At 60.9% G+C, this 21,628-nt stretch carries 22 protein-coding genes; 12 read left to right on the top strand and 10 right to left on the bottom strand.

What is annotated here, in order from left to right; translation table 11 throughout:
• Positions 1–2: 2 nt before the first annotated feature.
• The 6 genes from EV130_RS20470 to fabD form a co-directional block, all read right to left on the bottom strand.
• On the bottom strand, positions 3–890 hold the full coding sequence (locus tag EV130_RS20470) for a YicC/YloC family endoribonuclease (protein WP_132552123.1): 888 nt from the start codon (positions 888–890) through the stop codon (positions 3–5).
• Between the two features lie 14 nt (positions 891–904).
• Entirely contained in the window at positions 905–2,125 is a 1,221-nt protein-coding gene (gene mltG / locus EV130_RS20465) for an endolytic transglycosylase MltG (RefSeq protein WP_132552122.1), read from the bottom strand.
• Positions 2,126–2,242: 117 nt separating this feature from the next.
• Positions 2,243–3,505, bottom strand: coding sequence for a beta-ketoacyl-ACP synthase II (gene fabF, locus EV130_RS20460; protein ID WP_132661184.1), 1,263 nt, complete (start codon positions 3,503–3,505; stop codon positions 2,243–2,245).
• 88 nt (positions 3,506–3,593) lie between these two features.
• Positions 3,594–3,830: an acyl carrier protein gene (locus EV130_RS20455; protein WP_022714691.1), complete on the bottom strand. Its 237-nt coding sequence runs from the start codon at positions 3,828–3,830 to the stop codon at positions 3,594–3,596.
• Between the two features lie 287 nt (positions 3,831–4,117).
• A complete protein-coding gene (fabG, locus tag EV130_RS20450; protein ID WP_074060733.1) occupies positions 4,118–4,855 on the bottom strand; it encodes a 3-oxoacyl-[acyl-carrier-protein] reductase in 738 nt (245 codons plus the stop codon).
• Positions 4,856–4,885: 30 nt separating this feature from the next.
• Entirely contained in the window at positions 4,886–5,830 is a 945-nt protein-coding gene (gene fabD / locus EV130_RS20445) for an ACP S-malonyltransferase (protein WP_132661182.1), read from the bottom strand.
• A 201-nt stretch (positions 5,831–6,031) separates the two neighbouring features.
• Between fabD and EV130_RS20440 the strand changes: the two genes are divergently transcribed.
• From EV130_RS20440 to rplI, 5 genes are all read left to right on the top strand, one after another.
• Positions 6,032–7,075 (top strand): aldo/keto reductase, encoded by a 1,044-nt coding sequence (locus tag EV130_RS20440; RefSeq protein WP_132661179.1) that lies wholly within the window; start codon positions 6,032–6,034, stop codon positions 7,073–7,075.
• Between the two features lie 447 nt (positions 7,076–7,522).
• The gene (gene rpsF / locus EV130_RS20435; RefSeq protein WP_022714687.1) at positions 7,523–7,984 is read left to right on the top strand and encodes a 30S ribosomal protein S6; all 462 of its coding nucleotides are present in this window, start codon (positions 7,523–7,525) and stop codon (positions 7,982–7,984) included.
• Between the two features lie 13 nt (positions 7,985–7,997).
• The gene (rpsR, locus tag EV130_RS20430) at positions 7,998–8,246 is read left to right on the top strand and encodes a 30S ribosomal protein S18 (RefSeq protein ID WP_004680498.1); all 249 of its coding nucleotides are present in this window, start codon (positions 7,998–8,000) and stop codon (positions 8,244–8,246) included.
• 162 nt (positions 8,247–8,408) lie between these two features.
• Positions 8,409–9,383, top strand: coding sequence for a DUF2232 domain-containing protein (locus EV130_RS20425; protein WP_420493381.1), 975 nt, complete (start codon positions 8,409–8,411; stop codon positions 9,381–9,383).
• A 20-nt stretch (positions 9,384–9,403) separates the two neighbouring features.
• Entirely contained in the window at positions 9,404–9,982 is a 579-nt protein-coding gene (gene rplI / locus EV130_RS20420; RefSeq protein ID WP_074060730.1) for a 50S ribosomal protein L9, read from the top strand.
• 76 nt (positions 9,983–10,058) lie between these two features.
• On the opposite strand, the gene EV130_RS20415 is transcribed toward rplI, so the two are convergent.
• Positions 10,059–10,502 (bottom strand): MarR family winged helix-turn-helix transcriptional regulator, encoded by a 444-nt coding sequence (locus EV130_RS20415; protein ID WP_074060729.1) that lies wholly within the window; start codon positions 10,500–10,502, stop codon positions 10,059–10,061.
• Positions 10,503–10,817: 315 nt separating this feature from the next.
• On the opposite strand from EV130_RS20415, the gene EV130_RS20410 reads away from it, so the two are divergent.
• Together EV130_RS20410 and alr are read left to right on the top strand one after the other, a co-directional pair.
• On the top strand, positions 10,818–12,314 hold the full coding sequence (locus EV130_RS20410) for a replicative DNA helicase (protein WP_074060728.1): 1,497 nt from the start codon (positions 10,818–10,820) through the stop codon (positions 12,312–12,314).
• Positions 12,315–12,419: 105 nt separating this feature from the next.
• Entirely contained in the window at positions 12,420–13,580 is a 1,161-nt protein-coding gene (gene alr, locus EV130_RS20405; protein WP_132552118.1) for an alanine racemase, read from the top strand.
• An 8-nt stretch (positions 13,581–13,588) separates the two neighbouring features.
• On the opposite strand, the gene EV130_RS20400 is transcribed toward alr, so the two are convergent.
• On the bottom strand, positions 13,589–14,224 hold the full coding sequence (locus EV130_RS20400) for a LysE family translocator (RefSeq protein ID WP_132552117.1): 636 nt from the start codon (positions 14,222–14,224) through the stop codon (positions 13,589–13,591).
• Positions 14,225–14,365: 141 nt separating this feature from the next.
• Here EV130_RS20400 and radA point away from each other — a divergent pair, with 141 nt between their 5' ends.
• The 4 genes from radA to EV130_RS20380 all read left to right on the top strand — a co-directional run bounded on the left by radA (position 14,366) and on the right by EV130_RS20380 (position 19,006).
• A complete protein-coding gene (gene radA, locus EV130_RS20395) occupies positions 14,366–15,769 on the top strand; it encodes a DNA repair protein RadA (protein WP_132552116.1) in 1,404 nt (467 codons plus the stop codon).
• Positions 15,770–15,866: 97 nt separating this feature from the next.
• Complete coding sequence (locus EV130_RS20390) at positions 15,867–16,505, top strand: CvpA family protein (protein ID WP_132552115.1); 639 nt, start codon at positions 15,867–15,869, stop codon at positions 16,503–16,505.
• A gap of 175 nt (positions 16,506–16,680) precedes the next feature.
• Positions 16,681–18,171 (top strand): amidophosphoribosyltransferase, encoded by a 1,491-nt coding sequence (gene purF / locus EV130_RS20385; protein WP_074060723.1) that lies wholly within the window; start codon positions 16,681–16,683, stop codon positions 18,169–18,171.
• A 94-nt stretch (positions 18,172–18,265) separates the two neighbouring features.
• Positions 18,266–19,006 (top strand): SDR family NAD(P)-dependent oxidoreductase, encoded by a 741-nt coding sequence (locus tag EV130_RS20380; RefSeq protein ID WP_074063103.1) that lies wholly within the window; start codon positions 18,266–18,268, stop codon positions 19,004–19,006.
• Between the two features lie 3 nt (positions 19,007–19,009).
• Here EV130_RS20380 and EV130_RS20375 read toward each other — a convergent pair whose 3' ends face one another.
• Positions 19,010–19,759, bottom strand: a complete 750-nt coding sequence (locus EV130_RS20375) for a glycoside hydrolase family 25 protein (protein WP_245520079.1) — start codon at positions 19,757–19,759, stop codon at positions 19,010–19,012.
• Positions 19,756–20,073, bottom strand: a complete 318-nt coding sequence (locus tag EV130_RS20370; RefSeq protein WP_132552114.1) for a hypothetical protein — start codon at positions 20,071–20,073, stop codon at positions 19,756–19,758. The genes EV130_RS20375 and EV130_RS20370 overlap by 4 nt, the downstream gene beginning before the upstream one ends.
• Between EV130_RS20370 and cysS the strand changes: the two genes are divergently transcribed.
• The gene (gene cysS, locus EV130_RS20365) at positions 20,072–21,463 is read left to right on the top strand and encodes a cysteine--tRNA ligase (RefSeq protein ID WP_132552113.1); all 1,392 of its coding nucleotides are present in this window, start codon (positions 20,072–20,074) and stop codon (positions 21,461–21,463) included. The two genes, EV130_RS20370 and cysS, sit on opposite strands and share 2 nt — an antisense overlap.
• Positions 21,464–21,628 lie beyond the last annotated feature (165 nt).

Raw genomic sequence — 21,628 nt, 5'->3', positions numbered from 1 at the left:
TCCTACTCCAGATTCTGGACCTGTTCGCGGAACTGGTCGATGACGACTTTCAGTTCGATGCCGGCGGCAGTGACCGCCGAGGCATTCGACTTCGAACAGATGGTATTCGATTCGCGGTTAAATTCCTGTGCAAGGAAATCGAGCTTGCGGCCGACCGGGCCGCCGCGGCCCAACAGATCCCGTGCGGCCGCCACATGCGCCTTCAGCCGGTCGATTTCTTCGCGCAGGTCGGCCTTCGTCGCAAGCAGAGCCGCCTCGGCATGCAGCCTGTCGCGATCAAGCGCGCCCGCTCCGTCCATCAGCAAGGCAACCTGCGCCTTGATGCGGGCGGAAATCTCCTGCGGCGTGCGCGACGGGTCGCGTTCGATCGTATGCGTCAAGTCCTCGATCGTCGAGACATGGTCGAGCAGCACGCGAGACAGGGCAGCACCCTCCTGTTCCCGCATCAGCTTGAGGTCAGCAAGTGCGGCCAGCAGGCCTTTGGTGACGTCGGCATCACGGGCGGCGATTTCTTCCTCGCTGTCCTCCGACTCGCGAAATTCCACCAGTCCGCGGATCGAAAGCAGCGTATCGAGGGTCAGAGGCGCCGGATCGATGACGCCCGCAAGCTGGTCACGCATTGCAAGCACATTGGCCAGAGCGTCCTGATTGAGAACCGTCTCGAAGCGGTTTTCGGCTGCCGAAACCGAGAGATTGGCCTGCATGTTGCCACGGCTGAACTGTTCGCCCGCAATGCGGCGAACGTCTGTTTCCATGCGCTCGAGTCCTGGCGGCAGGCGAAGGCGCAGGTCGAGCCCCTTGCCGTTGACCGACCGCAGTTCCCAAGCCCAGCGCCAGCGGCCGCTCGTTCCCTCGCGCCGCGCAAAACCAGTCATGGACTGCAACGCCATCCGAGCCTCCGAAATCAGTTCGTCTTCTTTTTCTTCTGCTGGGCCGCCGGCTCGGCCTGAGCCTCCGGCTGGCCGTCGACCACGATATTCGGATCGGCACCCTTGTCAGCTTCGAGCTTGCGCCAGCGCTTGACGTTGGCATTGTGCTCTTCGAGCGTCGCCGCAAAAACATGACCGCCCGTGCCGTCGGCGACGAAATAGAGGTCGTCCGTCTTCCAGGGATTGGCCGCCGCTTCCAGGGCGTCACGGCCGGGATTTGCGATCGGCGTCGGCGGCAGGCCCTTGATCACGTAGGTGTTGTAAGGCGTTTCCTTCTTCAGGTCCGACAGGTAGATCGGGCGGTCGGCGGGCTTGCCGTCACCACCGAAGAGCCCGTAGATGATGGTCGGATCGGACTGAAGCCGCATGCCTTTGGCGAGCCGGTTGAGGAAAACGGATGCGACATGCGCACGCTCGTCGGGAATGCCGGTTTCCTTCTCGACGATCGAAGCAAGCACCACGAACTCCTCCTTGGTTTTCAGCGAGACCGAAGGGTCGCGCTTCTCCCAGATCTGGTCGACGAGCTTTTTCTGCTCTGCAACCATCTGGTCGATGATTTCGGAGCGTTTCGTGCCGCGCGAGAACTTGTAGGTGTCGGGACGCAGGCTGCCTTCGGGCGGCAATGCCGTCGGCAATTCGCCTTCCAGGACGGTATCAGCGTTCATGCGGTTGAACATCTGGCGCACCGTCAGGCCCTCCGGGAATGATATCGAATAGAGGATCGATTTTCCGGACTTCAGCAGTTCCATGATGTCGTTCATGGAAGCCTTTGCCTTGATCTCGTATTCGCCGGCCTTCAGGCTCTCCCCCTCGTTCAGGTACGTCGCCGTGAGATAGCGGAAGATGCGGGCGTCGGAGACGATGTTGTTGCGCTCAAGATTGGTGGCGATTTCCGAAAGGCCTGCGCCGCTGCGCACGATGAAATTGGTGTTCGTCTCCAGCGGACCGGGCTCCTGGTAACTGGAGATCGCGTAATAGAAGGCGAAGATGCCGGCGGCACAGGCAAGCACGACCATCGTCATCAGGAAGTTCAAGAAGATGACGACCTGGCTGCGCGCCTTCTTCGAACGCTTCGGCGGCTCCGGAACGCGTTCCGGGCGCAGCGCTTCACTGGGCGACTTCGGAATGATCGGCCCGTTCTGCGCCGGATGGCCGTTGTGGCCCGCCGCGTCGTTGCTCTGATTCGTATCGCTCACCGGCAATCCTCTAAACTTGGCCCTGTCCGTTGTTTTAAGAAGCAATACGGCAAAAAACAGGTAGGCTACCGTCGCGAGAGGTACTGGCCAATCCTCCCGTCGTGTCAAAAACCGCCGTCAGGCACTATAGCGGCGCAGCACCAGCGATGCATTCGTACCGCCGAATCCAAAGGAATTCGAGAGTGCAACATTGATTTCTCGCTGACGGGCCTTGTGCGGAACAAGATCGATTGCCGTTTCGCGCTCGGGATTATCGAGATTGAGGGTCGGCGGAGCGACGTTGTCGCGGATTGCAAGCGTCGCGAATATCGCCTCGATGGCACCGGCTGCCCCCAGCAGATGGCCCGTCGCCGACTTGGTCGAAGACATCGAAATCTTCGATGCCGCGTTGCCGACCAGACGCTCGACGGCGCCAAGCTCGATCGTATCGGCCATGGTCGACGTCCCGTGCGCGTTGATATAATCGACATCTGCAGCCGTCAGTCCGGCGCGCTTCAGCGCCATGGCCATGCAGCGCTGCGCGCCGTCACCGTCTTCCGCCGGCGCAGTGATGTGGTAGGCGTCACCCGACAGGCCGTAGCCGACGATCTCGGCATAGATCTTCGCGCCACGCGCCTTGGCATGTTCCAGTTCCTCCACGACGATGATACCGGCACCTTCGCCCATGACGAAGCCGTCACGGTCGCGATCATAAGGACGCGATGCTTTCTCAGGATCGTCGTTGTGCTGCGTGGAAAGCGCTTTGCAGGCGGCAAAGCCGGCAAGCGAGATGCGGCTCACCGGCGATTCCGTACCACCCGCGACCATGACGTCGGCATCGCCGAGCGCAATCATACGGGCAGCATCGCCGATTGCGTGCGCGCCAGTCGAGCAGGCGGTGACGACCGAGTGGTTCGGTCCTCTGAGCTTGTGGCGGATCGAAACCTGGCCGGATACGAGGTTGATCAGGCGGCCGGGAATGAAGAAGGGCGAGATACGGCGCGGGCCCTTGTCGCGCAGCGTATAGCCCGCCTCGACGATACCCTCGATGCCGCCGATGCCGGAGCCGATCAGCACGCCGGTCGCGATCTGGTCCTCATCGTTCTCAGGATGCCAGCCGGCGTCGTTCAACGCCATGTCGGCAGCGGCCATTCCGTAGATGATGAAGGGATCGACCTTGCGCTGTTCCTTTGGCTCCATCCAGTCATCCTGGTTGAAGGTGCCGTCGGCGCCGTCACCGACCGGGATGCGGCAGGCGATCTTGGCAGGGAGATCATCCACCTCGAATTCGGTGACAAGGCGGGCGCCACTGCGGCCAGCGAGCAACCTCGACCAGGTCACTTCAGTTCCGCATCCCAAGGGTGATACCATTCCGGTACCGGTGATGACGACCCGTCTCATCGACAGCTTCCCCGCCTGTTCTTTCGCTAAAGCAATGCACAAACAAAAAGGGCGGACTCATGGCCCGCCCTTTGAAAATCACACAGGATTAAGCCTGGGCCTTTTCAATGAACTTTACTGCGTCGCCGACCGTGAGGATCGAGTCTGCTGCGTCGTCTGGAATTTCTACGCCGAATTCTTCCTCGAAGGCCATGACCAGTTCGACCGTGTCGAGCGAGTCAGCACCCAGATCGTCGATAAAGCTGGCGCTCTCGACAACCTTCTCGGCATCGACGCCAAGATGATCAATAACAATTTTCTTTACGCGTTCTGCGATATCGCTCATGTCGGTTTCCTCGACCTTATATCCTGATGAGAATGCCTTCCGGCATCCCTACCCTGGTTCAGCCTTCGGCGCCCTCTCGGCACTTTCAGCAAACTCGTTAGCCCGGCTCTCTAAGATGTTCCCCGCTGGCAAAAAAGCCTGCCGGTCCGCCTTGTTTCCCGGAACGACTGTGACAGTCATGGCCCGCTTAACACGGTTTATGTCTGCCGCAAAGCCTGAAAATCAACCCTGTTCCATTGGTCAACACGCTATTCCGCCGAAAAACGCAAACAGGGCCAGTTTCTGTTTCAGATCATGGCCATGCCACCGTTTACGTGCAGCGTCTGACCCGTCATATAGGCGGCTTCCGAGGAGGCGAGGTAGGCTACGGCGGACGCCACTTCGCCACCCGTGCCCATACGCTTCATCGGGATTGCGCCCATGATCGCTTCCTTCTGCTTGTCGTTTAGCTTGCCGGTCATGGCCGATTCGATGAAGCCCGGTGCGACGCAATTGACGGTCACGTTGCGCGTCGCGATCTCCTGGGCGAGCGACTTGGTGAAGCCGATCATGCCGGCCTTGGAAGCGCAGTAGTTCGCCTGACCCGGGTTGCCGGTGACACCGACCACCGAGGTGATGTTGACGATGCGGCCGTAGCGGCGGCGCATCATCGGATGCGTCAGCTCGCGCGTCAGGCGGAACATCGCGGTCAGGTTGACCTCGATGACGTTGTCCCAGTCCTCGTCGCTCATGCGTACGAACAGGCCGTCCTTGGTGATGCCTGCGTTGTTCACAAGGATATCGACGCCTTCGAGTTCGGCTTCGGCCTTGACGCCGAGCGCCTTGACCTCGTCACGGTCGGAGAGGTTCGCCGGGAATATCTTGACGCGGTGGCCAAGCTCGTTTGCCAGCGCTTCGAGCTTTTCGACCCGCGTGCCGTGAAGGCCGACGACGGCTCCCTGTTTGTGGAGAATGCGGGCGATTTCCTCGCCGATGCCGCCGGATGCACCGGTAACGAGCGCCTTGCGGCCGGAAAGATCGAGCATGGATGCGTTCCTTATATCTGGTGAAACCAATCAGGCCGTGAGGGCGGCGATGGCCGCGTCGATATCGGCGAGCGTATTGACGGCAATACCGTTCACCGTCTTGTCGATGCGCCGCGCAAGGCCGGTCAGTACCTTGCCCGAGCCGAGTTCATAAAGCGTCGTGACATTGTTTGCGGCAAACCATTCTACCGTTTCACGCCAGCGGACCTGGCCGGTGACCTGCTCGACAAGGAGCCTTGCAATCTCATTGGCGTCTGTCACCGGCGCGGCGCGAACGTTGGCAATCAGTGGAACGACAGGGTTGGCCTTCGAAACGCCCGCGAGCGCTTCGCGCATCGCCTCGCCAGCCGGCGCCATCAGTGAGGAGTGGAAGGGAGCGGAAACCGGCAGAAGGATCGCGCGCTTGGCGCCCTTCTCGGTTGCCAGTGCCGCGCCCTTTTCGACTGCGGCCCTTTCGCCGGAGATGACGATCTGGCCGCCGCCGTTATCGTTGGCGATCTGGCAGGCACCAGCCGCCGAAGCAGCTTGGCAAACGGCCACGACGTCGGCATGTTCCAGCCCGATGATCGCCGCCATGGCACCAACGCCGACAGGAACGGCAGCCTGCATGGCGTTGCCGCGGATACGCAGCAGACGCGCGGTTTCGGCCAGCGAGAAGGTGCCGGCGGCACAGAGTGCGGAATATTCGCCGAGCGAATGACCCGCTACATAGGACACCTTCGACTTGAGATCGAGACCCTTCGCCTGAAGGACACGAACCACCGCAAGCGATACCGCCATCAGCGCAGGCTGGGCATTGGCCGTCAGCGTCAGCGTTTCTTCCGGGCCCTCGAAGATGATTGCTGAAAGCTTTTGGCCGAGCGCATCGTCAACCTCTTCGAAGACGGAACGCGCCTCGGAAAAATTTTCCGCGAGCTCCTTGCCCATGCCCACGGCCTGGCTTCCCTGGCCGGGAAATGTGAAAGCGACGGTCATCTCATGTCCCTTATTATGTCAATTTGGACTGTTTCGCCTCCAATTGACGTTCTTGCCGGCAGAGTCAATAGTGCTGCCAGGGTCTCCAAAGCCTTTGCTGGCGTCAAAAGTCGCGATTTTTTTCCTTGCGCTTGCGCAATTGGCGCCTAAATTTGCGCCGCCCTTTCCCGCTACGTCCTCTCATCCAATTCCAAGGTTCCAATGAAGTTTAATAGATTAGGCCGCACCGATATTTCGGTTTCGCAAATCTGCCTCGGCACCATGACGTGGGGCACGCAGAATACCGAAACCGAAGCGCACGAGCAGATGGATTACGCAGTCGAGAACGGCGTGAACTTCTTCGATACCGCCGAGCTTTACCCGACAACCCCCCTTTCGGCGGAAACGCAGGGGCGCACGGAGGATTATATCGGCAGCTGGTTCGCAAGGACCGGCAAGCGAAACCGCATCGTGCTGGCGACAAAGGTCGCCGGGCCTGGACGCTCCTATATCCGGGGCGGCGAAGGTGCCGACGCCAAGAATATCAAGCTTGCCGTCGAAGCGAGCCTCAAACGGCTCAAGACCGATTACATCGACCTCTACCAAATTCATTGGCCGAGCCGCGGGCATTTCCACTTCCGGCAGAACTGGCACTACGACCCCTTCAAGCAGGATCGGGCCAAGGCGGTCGCCAATATCACCGATATCCTCGAAATGATGGACATGCTGGTGAAGGAAGGCAAGGTGCGCGCCATCGGCCTGTCCAATGAAACTGCGTGGGGCACGCAGAAATACCTGACGCTCTCCGAGCAAAACGGCCTTCCACGCGTCGCCAGCGTCCAAAACGAATACAGCCTCCTCTACCGCCACTTCGACCTGGACATGGCGGAACTGTCGCATCACGAGGATGTCGGCCTGCTTGCCTATTCACCGCTTGCGGCTGGCCTGCTCACCGGAAAATATCTTGACGGCGCAAGGCCAGCCGGATCGCGCGCTACGATCAACGGCGATCTCGGCGGCCGGTTGCAGCCGCTGCAGGAAGCGCCCACCAGGGCCTTCGTCGAAATTGCAGCGATGCACGGGCTTGATCCGGCAGCCATGGCGCTTGCCTTCTGCCTCACCCGCCGCTTCATGACCTCCGTCATCATCGGCGCAACGACGATCGAGCAGCTGATGATCGACCTGAGCGCCGTCGAGGTGAAACTGTCGAGCGACGTCCTCGGCGAGATCGAGAAGGTCCACCGGCAGTATCCGATGCCGCTGTGACCAGTGTTGCAGGCTTAGGATCAAACCAGGCCCAAAACATCTCTACCAACGCTGCGGAGAATGAAAGTCCGGACAATTGAAGGGCGTCGCCCTTCCTTGATGACCGCGTGGCGGGAACGGATCCTGCCTTTCCGGCACGTGCAGAATTTGCCCTCAAGAGGACTATAAAGGGCACGATGGCCTGTTGATCGTATCCGAACGCTTGCCTTTCGCCGAAAAATCCGTATAAGCGCCTCTGTTCGCAAACCCGGTCTTCTGGCTGGTGGCTGAACGGAGGGCCGGTTTCTTCGGAAATCGTTCGGAACGGAAGCGTTCCAGCCTCCCGTGTCTCCGCTCTCGACCGTCTCGGAACGCTTTTCTTGCCTGGGTTCAGCCCAATCAGGAGCAGTCGTTGAGGCTTAGCCGCCGAATATCGGGTTGAACCAACGCAAGAAAGGCAAAGCTGTCATGGCTCTTTATGAACATGTATTCCTTGCCCGGCAGGATATTTCCGCTCAGCAGGTCGATGCCCTCGTAGAACAGTACAAGGGCGTGATCGAAGCTAACGGCGGCAAAGTCGGGCGCATTGAAAACTGGGGGCTTAAGTCCCTCACATACCGCATCAAGAAGAACCGCAAGGCTCACTACGCCCTGATGGACATCGATGCACCGGCAGCTGCCGTCCAGGAAATGGAACGCCAGATGCGCATCAGTGAAGATGTTCTGCGTTACATGACGCTCGCTGTCGAAAAGCACGAAGAAGGCCCGTCTGCCATGATGCAGAAGCGCGACCGCGACGATCGCGGCCCGCGTGACGGCGCCCGTGGCCCGCGCGAAGGCGGTTTCGACCGTGGCCCGCGCCCGCCGCGTGAGGGTGGCTTTGGCGACCGTGAAGACCGTCCGCGCCGTCCGCGCGAAGACCGCGTATAAGGAGATTTGAGATATGTCTGAAGCTTCCTCCGCTCCGGTCCGCCGTCCGTTCCATCGCCGTCGCAAGACCTGCCCGTTCTCGGGCGCGAATGCGCCGCGGATCGACTACAAGGACGTCCGTCTTCTGCAGCGCTATATTTCCGAGCGCGGCAAGATCGTTCCGTCGCGCATCACCGCTGTTTCGCAGAAGAAGCAGCGCGAGCTCGCCCAGGCGATCAAGCGCGCCCGCTTTCTCGGCCTGCTGCCGTACGTCGTAGCTTAATTTGCTATCGCGACCCTCTGGTTGCCAAATCAGAGGGTCGCATCCCTTCCGCGATGGGCGCGGATCGGAACCCTGAAAACCCATGTTGAGGCGGTCTTTCTGGATTCGATTCAGGAGACATCCTCTAACTGCTCGATGAAGCAGGACAGCGACGTGACAAAAATGAACTTCAAGAGGCTGCTGACCGGCGCGCTCGCCGGATTGACCGCCGCGCTCCTGGCGCTCGGCGCGAGCGCCCAGTTGTCGTTCAGCGCCTTGCTCTACGCCGCCTCCGCTCTGCCCATCCTTCTCGTAGGTCTCGGCTGGGGCAATGCCGCGGCAATCTCTGCCGTCGTCACCGCTGCCGCCTTCGGTGCCGTCGCCGGCTCCCCGGCTTTCGCGCTGATGATGACGCTGGTGACGCTTATTCCCGCCGGCTGGATCAGCCACCTGGCAAACCTTGCTCGTCCCGCCGCCGAGCTCGGCGGCCCGGAACACCTGACGGCCTGGTATCCGCTCTCCGACATCCTGCTACATCTCTGCGGCCTGGTGACGCTCGCCGTCATCGTGACGGGCTACATGATCGGCTATGGCCCGGAACTTATCGGCCAGATGGTCGACGCACTCTTCGGTTCCTTTGCGCAGCAACAGCCCGATTTCACCTTCAATGACACGGCCACCGCGCAGACCAAGTCGCTCCTGCTCCTGATGCTGCCTGCCATCCAGGGCGCAATGTGGGTTTTGATGCTGTTTGCGGCCTACTATATCGCGGCACGCATCGTGAATGCCTCCGGCCGGGCGCTTCGCCCGAGAGAGGACATTCCGTCCGCGCTGCGCATGAACCGCAACGCGATCTTCGTCTTCCTCGCCGGTCTGGCCGCCACCTTCTTCGGCGGCGTCCCGGCGATGATCGGAGCAACCGTCGTCGGCACCTTTGGCGCCGGCTTTTTGCTTTCCGGCTTCGCCGCGCTGCATTTCCGCACGCGCGGCAAGGACTGGCGCCTGCCGGCGCTCGTCCTTTGCTACCTGGCATCGCTCGTTCTGATGCTGCCAGCTCTTTTCATTCTCGTCGTCGGTCTGTCCGATACGCGCAAGGCGATTGCCCTGACCCCGAACAAGAGTGCCGACACCCCTCAACCCACAGACAAGAAAACCTAGAGACACGAAAGGAAACGAAGATGGAAGTCATTCTTCTCGAACGCATCTCCAAGCTTGGCCAGATGGGCGAAACCGTCAAGGTTCGCGACGGTTTTGCACGCAACTACCTCCTGCCGCTCGGCAAGGCGCTGCGCGCCAATGCCGCCAACAAGTCCCGATTCGAATCCGAGCGCGCAACGCTCGAAGCCCGCAATCTCGAGCGCAAGTCGGAAGCCCAGAAGGTCGCCGACGTCCTCGACGGCAAGTCCTTCATCGTCGTTCGCTCGGCCGGCGAAACCGGCCAGCTCTACGGCTCGGTTGCTGCCCGCGACGTCGTGGAAATCCTGGCCGCCGAAGGCTTTAACATCGGTCGCAACCAGGTTCACCTGAACACGCCGATCAAGGCGATCGGTATCCACAAGGTCGAACTGCAGCTTCACGCCGAAGTCGAAATCCACGTCAATCTCAACGTTGCCCGCTCCGCCGACGAAGCCGAGCGCCAGGCAAAGGGCGAAACGCTTACCTCCGTCGACGCCATCTACGGCGTTGATGAAGACGCCCTGCGTGCCGAAGACTTCTTTGATCCGGATGCCGACGGCAACGCCGAAGACGAAGCATAAGCTTCGCAAGCTTGCTTCACGAAGCAGAAGCCCGGCTTGATGCCGGGCTTTTTGCGTTTGTCAGTCGGCCTGGTTCTCATTGGCCCCGAAATGCAAGCAGGTTTGCCTGCATGGCGCGGACGACGCTCAGGGTCGTCCTCAAGTCACCTTCGGAAATGCCGGCGACGACCCGGGCGCGCACGTCTGCGGCAAGATCCTCGACCTCGCTTGCAACTGCCCGTCCCGCATCGGTTATGTAGATCTCCTTGGCGCGGCGATCGGAACCGGCGACGCGGCGTTCCAGGAAGCCTTGCGCCTCCATTGCGTCCAGGATCCGCACCAGCGTCGGCGTTTCGAGTTCCAGCCGTTCGGCCAGTTCTCGCTGATTGATGCCGTCCTTCTTGTTGAGCGTGAAAAAGACTCGCGCGCGCGGCAATGTCATGTTTCTCTCCCGCACAAGGGAATCGAACGTCGCCCTCAATTTCCGGGTAAACGCAGCGATGTCCTCAATGAGTTCCCGCCTGAGAAGCATATTCGCCATGAATTCCCCATTATTTAGTTAGCGCACTAATTATATTTTCCTCTGTCTAATTGAGTTCAGGCGTCTTTTCAAGTGCCACGCTCGAGGCATTCAGGCTAAAATATTATGGGTTGGATGAGTCGCGGTCTTCATGCCGTGTCCTCAAGGTGACACCGGCGATATTTTCTCCCCGGCGGCTTCAGCGCTGTGGAGAAGTCGAACAATGTGCAAAGCGTCACGGATTTCACGGCAGGCCAGAGGCTGTTGCTGAGCTGCACTTGCATTTGCCCTGACGAGCCTTCAAATCCGTCAACGGAAAAGACAGAACGGATCAAGATGAACGACGCCGCGCGAAAGATTGCCGCCGTTGCTCCAGCAGAGCAGCACTACCGCGAAGCACCCAACAACATCGAGGCCGAGCAGGCGCTTTTGGGTGCCATCCTGATGAACAACGACGCCTATTACCGGGTTTCCGACTTCCTGAAGCCGATCCATCTTTACGAACCGCTTCACCGCAAGATTTTCGAGGTCGCAGGCGACATCATCCGTATGGGCAAGATCGCCAATCCGGTGACGATCAAGACCTTCCTGAAGGCCGACGAGAAGGTCGGCGACATGACGGTCTCCGAATACCTCGCGCGCCTTGCCCGCGAAGCGGTGACAATCATCAACGCCGAGGACTATGGGCGCGCGATCTACGATCTGGCGCTGCGCCGGGCGCTGATCACCATCGGCGAGGACATGGTCAACATCGCCTATGACGCGCCGCTCGACATGCCGCCGCAGACGCAAATCGAAGATACCGAACGCCGCCTTTTCGAGCTTGCCGAAAACGGCCGCTACGACGGCGGCTTCCAGGCATTCAACGACGCCGTGGCGCTGGCGATCGACATGGCGGCGGTCGCCAAGGAGCGCGACGGCGGCCTCTCGGGCATCTCGACCGGCATCCATTCGCTCGATTCGAAGATGGGCGGCCTGCAGCGCTCGGACTTGATCATCCTTGCCGGACGCCCGGGCATGGGCAAGACATCGCTTGCGACCAATATCGCCTACAATATCGCCGCCGCCTATGAGGGCGAGGTCCAGTCCGACGGCAGCATGAAGGCGAAAAACGGAGGCGTCGTCGGCTTCTACTCGCTCGAAATGTCGTCGGAACAGCTCGCCACCCGCATCATTTCCGAGCAGACCGAGGTCTCCTCCTCGAAAATCCGTCGCGGCGACATCAACGACGCGGACTTCGAAAAACTCGTCGCCTGCTCGATGATGATGCAGAAGGTGCCGCTCTATATCGACCAGACCGGCGGCATTTCCATCGCCCAGCTTGCCGCCCGCGCCCGGCGGCTCAAGCGCCAACGCGGGCTCGACGTATTGGTCGTCGACTACGTGCAGCTGATGACCGGCTCGGGCAAGTCGAACGAGAACCGCGTCCAGGAAATCACCCAGATCACCACCGGCCTGAAAGCCCTCGGTAAGGAACTGAACGTTCCGATCATCGCGCTCTCACAGCTTTCGCGTCAGGTCGAAAGCCGCGATGACAAGCGCCCGCAGCTCTCCGACCTGCGTGAATCGGGCTCGATCGAACAGGACGCCGACGTCGTGCTCTTCGTGTTCCGCGAAGAGTATTACGTCAAGAACATGGAACCCCGCGATCCGGCCGACCCGAAATATGCGGAGTGGGAAGCGCTGTTCGACAAGGTGAAGGGCACGGCGGACGTCATCATCGCCAAACAGCGTCACGGACCGACCGGCACAGTAAAGCTTGCGTTCCAGGCGGAATTCACGCGCTTTGCCGACCTCGCCGACCCGTCCTTCATCCAGTACGAGGAACACTGAGCTTTTTTGATTTCTTGCTGCAGCGCGGCGGCGGACTTCCTATTGACGAAATTGACCTCTAGACTGGCCGCAGACTCATCTCCGGCCATTTTTTGACGTGGATTCATGACTGAAATTTCCGCCGCCTCCGAAGAAGACAGTTTTGCTTCCGCCGGCGTGCGGCTGACGGTCGACCTCACTGCGCTGACAGAAAACTGGCACGACATGGCCCGACGCTCCAAAAGGGCGCGCACATCCGCGGTCGTGAAAGCGGACGCCTACGGCATGGGCATCGAGGACGCAGGCGAAGCGCTCTACCTCGCGGGTGCGCGCGACTTCTTCGTCGCAACGGTCGATGAAGGCGTGACGCTGCGCCTCTACGCTCCCGACGCGCGCATCTTCGTGCTCGCCGGCATCTGGTCAGGCACTGAACGACGCTTCTTTGACAACGACCTCGTGCCGGTCATCTCCTCCGAGGAACAGCTCGCCTTCTGGATGGCGGTGCTTTCGGAGTATGGTGACTACCCTTGTGCCCTGCATGTCGACACCGGCTTCAACCGCCTCGGCCTTCAAATCGACGAAGCGCTCGCGCTGGCTGACGACGTCTCCCGCCCAGCCAGCTTCGCCCCTGTCCTCGTCATGAGCCATCTTGCCTGCGGCGACGATCCCTCATCGCAGATGAACAAGCAGCAGCTCGAATCATTCCGCAAGGTTAGCGCCGCTTATGAAGGTATCGAATCAAGCCTCGCAGCGTCCGGCGGGATCTTTCTCGGCGAGGATTATCATTTCGACCTGACGCGCCCCGGCATTGCCATCTACGGCGGCGAAGCGGTGAGCGGCGTGCCAAATCCCATGCGCCCGGTTGCGACCGCGGAGGCGCGCGTCATCCAGGTCCGAACCGTGCGCGCTGGCGAATCCGTGAGTTATGGTCGGGCGCTGAAGCTTGACCGCGATAGCCGCCTCGCCATCGTTTCGGCCGGTTATGCGGACGGCTACATGCGAAGCCAGTCGAGCGGCGGCGTTCCGCTTCGCCAAATCGTGCCGCAGGGCGGCCAAGGTTTCTTTGAGGGCTACACCGTGCCGGTCGCCGGGCGCATCACCATGGACCTTTCCATCTTCGATGTGACCGACCTGCCGGAAAACCTCCTCCGTGCCGGCGATTACATCGAGCTGTTCGGCAGGAATATCCCCGTGGACGATGTGGCTCGGGCGGCAGGCACGATCGGTTATGAGATGCTGGCAAGCGTCGGCCTGCGGCATGAGCGAAAATACGTCAGCGAAGACTGAGTTCCCGCTCAGCGGCTTGTCAGCGCAAGCCGCACGCCAAGGGCAACGAATAGTGCGCCAAGCCCGCGATCGAGCCAGAGGCCGACCCTCCTGTTGCGTTTGATCAGACCGGCAAGCCGCCCTCCGGCCAAAATCAGCGGCGGCTCGATGAATGCGGCCACGACGATAATCAGCCCACCGTGCACGGAAAGCTGTAGCCAGGCAGGCCCGGCGCCTTCGACGACGAACTGCGGCAGGAAGGCGAGAAAGAAGATCGCAACCTTCGGGTTAAGCAGCGAAACGAGCACGCCCTGCCGGTAGATCCGTCCCGAGCCCAGCCCTTCGCCTGCCGCCCCGACCAGGCCGCCCTCGCCGCTCGACCGCAGGGCCTGGATGCCCAGCCAGACGAGATAGATCGCACCGATCCACTTCACTGCCGAGAAGGCAACGGCAGAGGCGGCAAGTACCGCCGAAAGGCCGAACGCTACGAAAAGCGCATGCAGGCAGGCGCCGGTCCAGATGCCGAAGACGGCGGAGAATCCGGCACGCGTGCCGCTCTTGATCGTATGGCCGATGATAAATGCCATATCCGGACCCGGCGACAGGTTCAAGAGCACGGCGGCGGTAAAGAAGGCGATCCAGTGGGCGGGCGAATAATCGAGCATTGGCGATCCGTCGGATGATCCTTCCATGCTGCCACTTGGACGCCTGATGGGAAAATCATTAGTTTTGATCGGTCCCGCAAGCCATTATCTAGGGCAAATGTGATTCGGGCGCGCCGGCGCTCATGGACGAAAGCATCATTGATGGCGAAGGCCAGGACCCAATTCATCTGTCAGAGCTGCGGCACGATCCACAACCGCTGGGCAGGCAAATGCGAGAACTGCGGCGAGTGGAACACCATCGTCGAAGAAGACCCGATGGGCGGGATCGGCGGCGGACCGGCAAGGACGCCGAAGAAGGGCCGCCCGGTGACGCTGACGGCGCTTTCCGGCGAGATCGAAGAAGCGCCGCGCATCCATACCGGCATCTCGGAACTCGACCGGGCGCTCGGAGGCGGTTTCGTGCGCGGCTCGGCGGTGCTGGTCGGCGGCGATCCGGGCATTGGCAAGTCGACGCTGCTGATGCAGGCGGCAGCAGCGCTTTCGCGCCGCAGTCACAAGATCATCTACGTCTCGGGCGAAGAGGCCGTGGCGCAGGTGCGGCTGCGCGCCCAGCGCCTGCGTGCGGCCGACACCGACGTGATGCTTGCCGCGGAGACCAATGTCGAGGATATCCTGGCGACGCTTGCGGAGGGCAAGCGGCCGGATCTCGTCATCATCGACTCGATCCAGACGCTGTGGAGCGAACTGGCGGAATCGGCGCCCGGAACGGTGACGCAGGTGCGCACCGGCGTGCAGGCGATGATCCGCTTCGCCAAGCAGACCGGAGCCGCCATGGTTCTCGTCGGCCACGTCACCAAGGACGGCCAGATCGCCGGTCCGCGAGTGGTGGAACACATGGTCGACGCCGTGCTCTACTTCGAAGGCGACCGCGGCCATCACTACCGCATCTTGCGCACGGTCAAGAACCGCTTCGGGCCAACGGACGAGATCGGCGTTTTCGAAATGTCCGACGGCGGCCTGCGTGAGGTCGGCAATCCATCTGAACTTTTCCTGGGCGAGCGCAATGAAAAGTCTCCGGGAGCGGCAGTCTTCGCCGGCATGGAAGGAACACGCCCGATCCTCGTCGAAGTGCAGGCACTGGTGGCGCCGACATCGCTCGGAACGCCGCGCCGTGCCGTGGTTGGCTGGGATTCGGCCAGACTTTCGATGATCCTTGCAGTGCTCGAGGCCCATTGCGGCGTACGGCTCGGCCAGCATGACGTCTATTTGAATGTCGCCGGCGGCTATCGTATCAGCGAACCGGCAGCTGATCTTGCCGTCGCATCCGCATTGGTTTCCTCTCTTGCCGGTATTGCTCTGCCGGCCGATTGCGTCTATTTCGGCGAAGTCAGCCTGTCGGGGGCCGTCCGACCGGTTGCGCATACCCCTCAGCGCCTCAAAGAAGCCGAGAAGCTGGGATTTTCTGCAGCGCTTCTTCCGTCAGCCTCCGCCGATTTGCCAAAGGGTTCGGGCGGGCGCTGGAGCGAGATCGAGAGCCTGCCGGACCTGGTCGTGCGCATTGCCGGATCCAAAGGTGCGCTACGACGTGTGGAAGACGAGGTTTGATCCTTTCATTGCCACAAACGGTGATGATATAGGATGCACACGAATGAGGCCCGACCGAACCGCATCACTCACGCGGCGGTCCTGGAGTTGAATTTATATGCCCATCACGATTTTCGACGGTATTGTCATCGGCGTCGTCCTCTTCTCCGCCGTTCTGGCGATGGTCCGCGGCTTTTCGCGTGAGGTGCTGTCGATCGCAAGCTGGGGCGGCTCGGCTGCCGCTGCCTACTACCTCTATCCGTACCTCGTGCCTTACGCGAAGAGGTATACCGATGATGACCGCATCGCGATCGTCGGCTCCGCCGCCGTCGTGTTCCTGATTGCGCTGATCGTCATCTCCTTCATCACCATGAAGATTGCCGATTTCATCATCGATAGCCGGATCGGCGCGCTCGACCGCACTTTGGGCTTCCTCTTCGGCGCGGCACGCGGCATACTGCTTCTCGTCGTGGCAGTGGCCTTCTGGAACTGGCTCGTCGATGCCGATCACCGGCCCACTTGGGTGAACAATGCCAAGTCCAAGCCGTTCCTTGACTCGATGGTCGTAAAGCTGCAATCGGTTCTGCCCGAGGAATTCGCACAGATGGTCAAAGCCAGCGTGCTCGAGAAGGTTCAGCCGCCGGCCGAAGGCTCGCAAGGCAGCAATGCACCGGCCGGCGAACAAGCCCCGGCGGATGATACAGCGCCTGCAGGCGGCGCAGCCCCGTCAGGCGGCGCGCAGCCGCAGTCGAATTGACACAGTGTTCAACAGCTTGACCTGCCGCGTGGCAATTGCCATTTGAGCGGGACGTGACATAAGGGTCCGGCCGGGCATTTGCTCGGCCGGGCCTCCGCCGTTTAAAATGCCCTAAATCCGGCATCATGCTATGGAAAAAGCCGATCCATTCTTGTGAGAGCAAAGGCCCGCATCAATGAACCAGTCCCATTCCTCCACGCTCAACGATGAACTCGACGGAGATACCCTCCACGAGGAATGCGGCGTCTTCGGCATTCTCGGCCATCCCGATGCAGCAACGCTGACGGCTCTCGGACTTCACGCCCTCCAGCACCGCGGACAGGAAGCGGCCGGTATCGTCACCTTCGACGGCCGCCAGTTCCATACCGAAAAGCGCATGGGGCTCGTCGGCGACCACTACACCGATCCTGCAACGCTCGCCAAGCTGCCAGGCTTCATCTCGATCGGCCACACGCGCTACTCCACGACTGGCGAAGTGGCCCTGCGCAACGTCCAGCCGCTCTTCGCCGAACTGGAAGTCGGTGGCATCGCCGTTGCCCATAACGGCAACTTCACCAACGGCCTGACCCTTCGCCGTCAACTGATTGCCGACGGCGCCATCTGTCAGTCGACATCGGATACCGAAGTCGTCCTCCACCTGATCGCCCGCTCCAAACAGGCCTCCTCGTCCGATCGCTTCATCGATGCGATCCGCCAGATGGAAGGCGGTTACTCGATGCTGGCCATGACCCGCACGAAGCTGATCGCCGCGCGCGACCCGATCGGCATCCGTCCGCTCGTCATGGGCGAGCTCGACGGCAAGCCGATCTTCTGTTCGGAAACCTGTGCACTCGACATCATCGGCGCCAAGTACATCCGCGACGTCGAGAACGGCGAAGTCGTGATCTGCGAAATCCAGCCGGACGGTTCGATCACCATCGACGCCCGCAAGCCCGAAGCGCCGAAGCCGGAGCGTCTGTGCCTTTTCGAATTTGTTTACTTTGCTCGCCCTGACTCCGTCGTCGGCGGTCGCAGCATATATGTCGCCCGCAAGAACATGGGAATCAATCTCGCCAAGGAATCCCCGATCGATGCTGATGTCGTCGTGCCGGTTCCCGACGGCGGTACGCCGGCAGCGCTCGGCTATGCCCAACAGAGCGGCATTCCTTTCGAATACGGCATCATCCGCAACCACTATGTCGGCCGCACCTTCATCGAACCGACGCAGCAGATCCGCGCCTTCGGCGTCAAACTGAAGCACTCGGCAAACCGGGCGATGATCCAAGGCAAGCGTGTCGTCCTCGTCGACGATTCGATCGTGCGGGGAACAACCTCGCTGAAGATCGTCCAGATGATCCGCGACGCAGGCGCCAAGGAGGTCCATATCCGCGTCGCAAGCCCGATGATCTATTTCCCGGATTTTTACGGTATCGATACGCCAGACGCCGACAAGCTGCTTGCCAACCAGTACAACAGCCTGAGGGCGATGTGCGATTACATCGGCGCCGATTCGCTCGAATTCCTCTCGATCGACGGGCTTTATCGTGCAGTCGGCGGGGAAGATCGCAACAACGAGAATCCGCAGTTCACCGACCACTATTTCACGGGCGACTACCCGACGCGCCTGCTCGACAAGGAAAGCACGAGCAACGTGCGCAAACTCGCCGTGATGGCCAGCAACGGCTGAGGGATTTCATAAATCTGAATGAACGCCGACGCCTCCTCTTCCCCTCGTCAGGGTGGGATGCTTTTTCGCGCAAACCGATACGGACGACACGATCATGACCATCGACCTCAAGAACCGCATCGCTCTCGTCACCGGTGCATCGCGCGGCATCGGCTATTTCACGGCACTGGAACTGGCGAAGGCCGGAGCCCACGTGATCGCCTGCGCCCGCACGGTCGGCGGTCTCGAGGAGCTTGACGACGCGATCAAGGCTGCGGGCGGCAGCGCCACGCTCGTGCCTTTCGATCTTGCGGATATGAACGCCATCGACGCGCTCGGAGGCTCGATTTTCGACCGCTGGGGCAAGCTCGACATCCTCGTTGCCAATGCCGGCGTGCTCGGCGTCATCTCGCCGATCGGTCATATCGAGGCAAAGACCTTCGAGAAGGTGATGAACATCAACGTCACGGCCACCTGGCGGCTGATCCGCTCCGTCGATCCGCTGCTGGCGCGCTCCGAGGCCGGCCGCGCCGTGATCATCTCTTCGGCTGCCGCTCACAAATGCCGGCCTTTTTGGGGCCCATATTCCGCGTCCAAAGCCGCAGTCGAAGCGCTCGCGCGCACCTGGGCCGGCGAAAGCCGGTCGACGCCTCTTCGCATCACCAGCGTCGATCCGGGCGCCACCCGCACCGCAATGCGCGCTCAGGCCGTGCCTGGCGAAGATCCCGCGACGCTGCCGCATCCTTCCGAAGTCGCCAGGGCGATCCTGCCGCTCGTCGGTCCGGATGTAGTCGAGACAGGCAAGCTCTTCATCGTGCGCGACAACAGGCTCGTTGATTACCGGCCGCCGGAATAAGGGCTACCGGGCCGCTGTTTCATCAAACAGCGTCGCAAGGCCCGTTTCCTCGGGACATAGCGCGTTGAGGTCGACCGGCCCGTCGATGCCATCGACTTTGCCGTTGTCGGCAAACTGCCATATCGACCAGCGGCCGCATTTTTGCTGCTCTGGTTCTTTGAATAGGCTGCGCAGCCAGAGATAATGATCCGGGAAGCGGAATTCGTTGCCTTTCAGATACGTGTCAAAAAATTCCTGCGTGACGTAGAATATCGGCTTTCCCGGATATGTACTCTTCATCTCGGCCACGAAGGCCTTGACCTCGGCGCTCAGCTGCTCGACCGTCGGAACTTTGTCGCAGTTGCCGACAAATTCGAGATCGATCGCAATCGGCAGCGTGCCCTGCTCTTTGGGAACTGTCGCCAATAGGTTCTGTGCCTGCTCACGGCCCGGACGGCAAAAGGTGAAGAAGTGATATGCCCCACGAACGATGCCGGCCTGTTTTGCAGCCTGCCAGTTGCGGGCAAATCGGGTGTCCTTATGGTCCCCGCCCTCTGTCGCCTTCATGATGGCGAAGCGCACATTCGGTTGAGCAGCGAGCCTCTTCCAGTCGATGTCGCCCTGATGGTGGCTAACATCGATGCCCTGGATCGGGTAGTCCCTGACGGATGGATGATTGAAGCGGACCATGGCGAAATCGTAAGCCAAATAGAAAGCGGATGCGACCGCCAGGATCGCTGTGCCGAGGACGGCTCGCTGAACTTCTTTCTTCACTGGTACCCTCTCGCTCCACCGCTTCCGCCCCTTTGGCAAGAAAAAGGCTTATGCTGCAGACAGCGGATTATCTGCCGCGCCAGCCCTGACTGGCGCTCGCGATGTTCGTCTTTACGCAGCACTTGACCAAACATCGTTCCCGCGCCATAAAACCCGCCATGAAAACGGTTATCTGCATTATCTGCCGGAAGATTATTCGCTAGCGCGCCCGCTGGCCTGGCCGTTTTCGTCTCCCAAATACCCAAAGATGAGAAACGCCCCGGCCCGCCGGCGGCGATATTTTTCGGATCATTGCATTTTGGGAGAATAGACATGGCCGGCCAGCCGGAACTGAAGAAGCCGGAAATCAAGCTGTACAATACGCTGACGCGCGAGGAGACGGTCTTCAAGCCCATCGACCCGCTAAACGTCCGCATGTACGTCTGCGGCCCGACTGTTTACGACTACGCCCATATCGGCAATGCGCGGCCCGCCATCATCTTCGACGTGCTTTTCCGGCTGCTCAGGCACGTCTATGGCGCCGAGCACGTAACCTATGCCCGCAATATCACCGACGTCGACGACAAGATCAACCTACGGGCATTGCGCGACCATCCCGGCTTGCCGCTGAACGAGGCTATCCGCCTGGTCACCGAAAAAACCGAGACACAATATCTCGAAGACGCCACGGCTCTCGGCTGCCTCGATCCGACCATCCAGCCGCGCGCGACCGAAAACATCGCGCAGATGATCGAAATCATCGAAAAGCTGATTGCCAGGGGCCACGCCTATCAGGCGGAGGGAGAAGTCCTGTTCGACACGAAATCCATGGCGGATTACGGCGCGCTTTCAAAGCGCAATCTCGATGAGCAACAGGCCGGGGCGCGCGTCGCCGTCGATGCGCACAAGAAGAACCCCGGCGACTTCGTTCTCTGGAAGATTTCAAGCGATAACGAACCCGGCTGGGAAAGCCCCTGGGGCCGCGGCCGTCCTGGCTGGCATATCGAATGCTCGGCGATGAGCCAGCGCTATCTCGGCGAGGTCTTCGATATTCACGGCGGCGGATTGGACCTGATCTTCCCGCACCACGAAAACGAGATTGCCCAGTCTCGTTGCGCTCACGGCACGGATGTGATGGCGAATATATGGATGCACAACGGATTCCTGCAGGTCGAAGGTCGCAAGATGTCGAAATCCGAAGGCAACTTCGTCACCATCTACGAGCTGCTGCACACCGAAAAATTCGGCGGCCGGAAATGGCCGGGCGAAGTTTTGCGGCTTGCGATGCTGATGACGCACTATCGCGAGCCGATCGATTTTTCGATCAAACGCCTGGAAGAGGCCGAACGCCTGCTTTCGAAGTGGCCAGCCGGTGATGCCGGCGACGCGTCGCCGGACCCGACCGTACTGAACGCGCTTGCCGACGACTTAAACACCGTCGCCGCCGTTCAGGCGCTTCATGCCCTGGCCCAGTCCGGCAACCCCGCCGCCTTCGCCGCGAGCGCTGCCCTTCTCGGCGTGGAGCCGAAGGAAACGGAAGTGGACGAGGCAGTCGCTGCCGAGATAGACAGCCGCGTGCGCGCCCGCCTTGAACTCTTGAAGGCAAGGAACTTCCCTGAGGCCGACAAGATCCGCGAGACGCTGCTTGCCGAGGGCATCCAGCTCAAGGACGGCAAGGATGCGGTCACTGGCGAGCGCTTAACGACCTGGGAGGTGAAGCGGTGAGGTCAATGTTACCGGAAAATGCCGCTCCTCGACCCCATCCGATGGGCTGCCGGGCCGTGCCGCTTGGAAAACGTGTCGAGCATGCAGCATCCGCCGATGTTGCCGCTGTCAATCCCCGCGGCGGCGCGAACCAGACCTGTGCCTTGTTGGCAGGGTTGGAAGAGG

The organism is Rhizobium azibense, from assembly GCF_004342325.1.
GTDB classification, from domain to species: domain Bacteria; phylum Pseudomonadota; class Alphaproteobacteria; order Rhizobiales; family Rhizobiaceae; genus Rhizobium; species Rhizobium etli_B.
This window is presented reverse-complemented; position numbering and strand designations above follow the sequence as displayed.

Bases quoted from the DNA above. Each gene is read 5' to 3' on its own strand.
- EV130_RS20370 (WP_132552114.1), bottom strand. From the start codon at position 20,073: ATGTCTATTCTCCCAAAATGCAATGATCCGAAAAATATCGCCGCCGGC.
- fabG (WP_074060733.1), bottom strand. From the start codon at position 4,855: ATGCTCGATCTTTCCGGCCGCAAGGCGCTCGTTACCGGTGCATCCGGC.
- alr (WP_132552118.1), top strand. From the start codon at position 12,420: ATGACTGAAATTTCCGCCGCCTCCGAAGAAGACAGTTTTGCTTCCGCC.
- rpsF (WP_022714687.1), top strand. From the start codon at position 7,523: ATGGCTCTTTATGAACATGTATTCCTTGCCCGGCAGGATATTTCCGCT.
- fabF (WP_132661184.1), bottom strand. From the start codon at position 3,505: ATGAGACGGGTCGTCATCACCGGTACCGGAATGGTATCACCCTTGGGA.
- EV130_RS20415 (WP_074060729.1), bottom strand. From the start codon at position 10,502: ATGGCGAATATGCTTCTCAGGCGGGAACTCATTGAGGACATCGCTGCG.
- rplI (WP_074060730.1), top strand. From the start codon at position 9,404: ATGGAAGTCATTCTTCTCGAACGCATCTCCAAGCTTGGCCAGATGGGC.
- EV130_RS20425 (WP_420493381.1), top strand. From the start codon at position 8,409: ATGAACTTCAAGAGGCTGCTGACCGGCGCGCTCGCCGGATTGACCGCC.
- EV130_RS20440 (WP_132661179.1), top strand. From the start codon at position 6,032: ATGAAGTTTAATAGATTAGGCCGCACCGATATTTCGGTTTCGCAAATC.
- purF (WP_074060723.1), top strand. From the start codon at position 16,681: ATGAACCAGTCCCATTCCTCCACGCTCAACGATGAACTCGACGGAGAT.
- EV130_RS20380 (WP_074063103.1), top strand. From the start codon at position 18,266: ATGACCATCGACCTCAAGAACCGCATCGCTCTCGTCACCGGTGCATCG.
- EV130_RS20470 (WP_132552123.1), bottom strand. From the start codon at position 890: ATGGCGTTGCAGTCCATGACTGGTTTTGCGCGGCGCGAGGGAACGAGC.
- EV130_RS20455 (WP_022714691.1), bottom strand. From the start codon at position 3,830: ATGAGCGATATCGCAGAACGCGTAAAGAAAATTGTTATTGATCATCTT.
- EV130_RS20390 (WP_132552115.1), top strand. From the start codon at position 15,867: ATGCCCATCACGATTTTCGACGGTATTGTCATCGGCGTCGTCCTCTTC.
- radA (WP_132552116.1), top strand. From the start codon at position 14,366: ATGGCGAAGGCCAGGACCCAATTCATCTGTCAGAGCTGCGGCACGATC.
- EV130_RS20400 (WP_132552117.1), bottom strand. From the start codon at position 14,224: ATGCTCGATTATTCGCCCGCCCACTGGATCGCCTTCTTTACCGCCGCC.
- cysS (WP_132552113.1), top strand. From the start codon at position 20,072: ATGGCCGGCCAGCCGGAACTGAAGAAGCCGGAAATCAAGCTGTACAAT.
- rpsR (WP_004680498.1), top strand. From the start codon at position 7,998: ATGTCTGAAGCTTCCTCCGCTCCGGTCCGCCGTCCGTTCCATCGCCGT.
- fabD (WP_132661182.1), bottom strand. From the start codon at position 5,830: ATGACCGTCGCTTTCACATTTCCCGGCCAGGGAAGCCAGGCCGTGGGC.
- EV130_RS20410 (WP_074060728.1), top strand. From the start codon at position 10,818: ATGAACGACGCCGCGCGAAAGATTGCCGCCGTTGCTCCAGCAGAGCAG.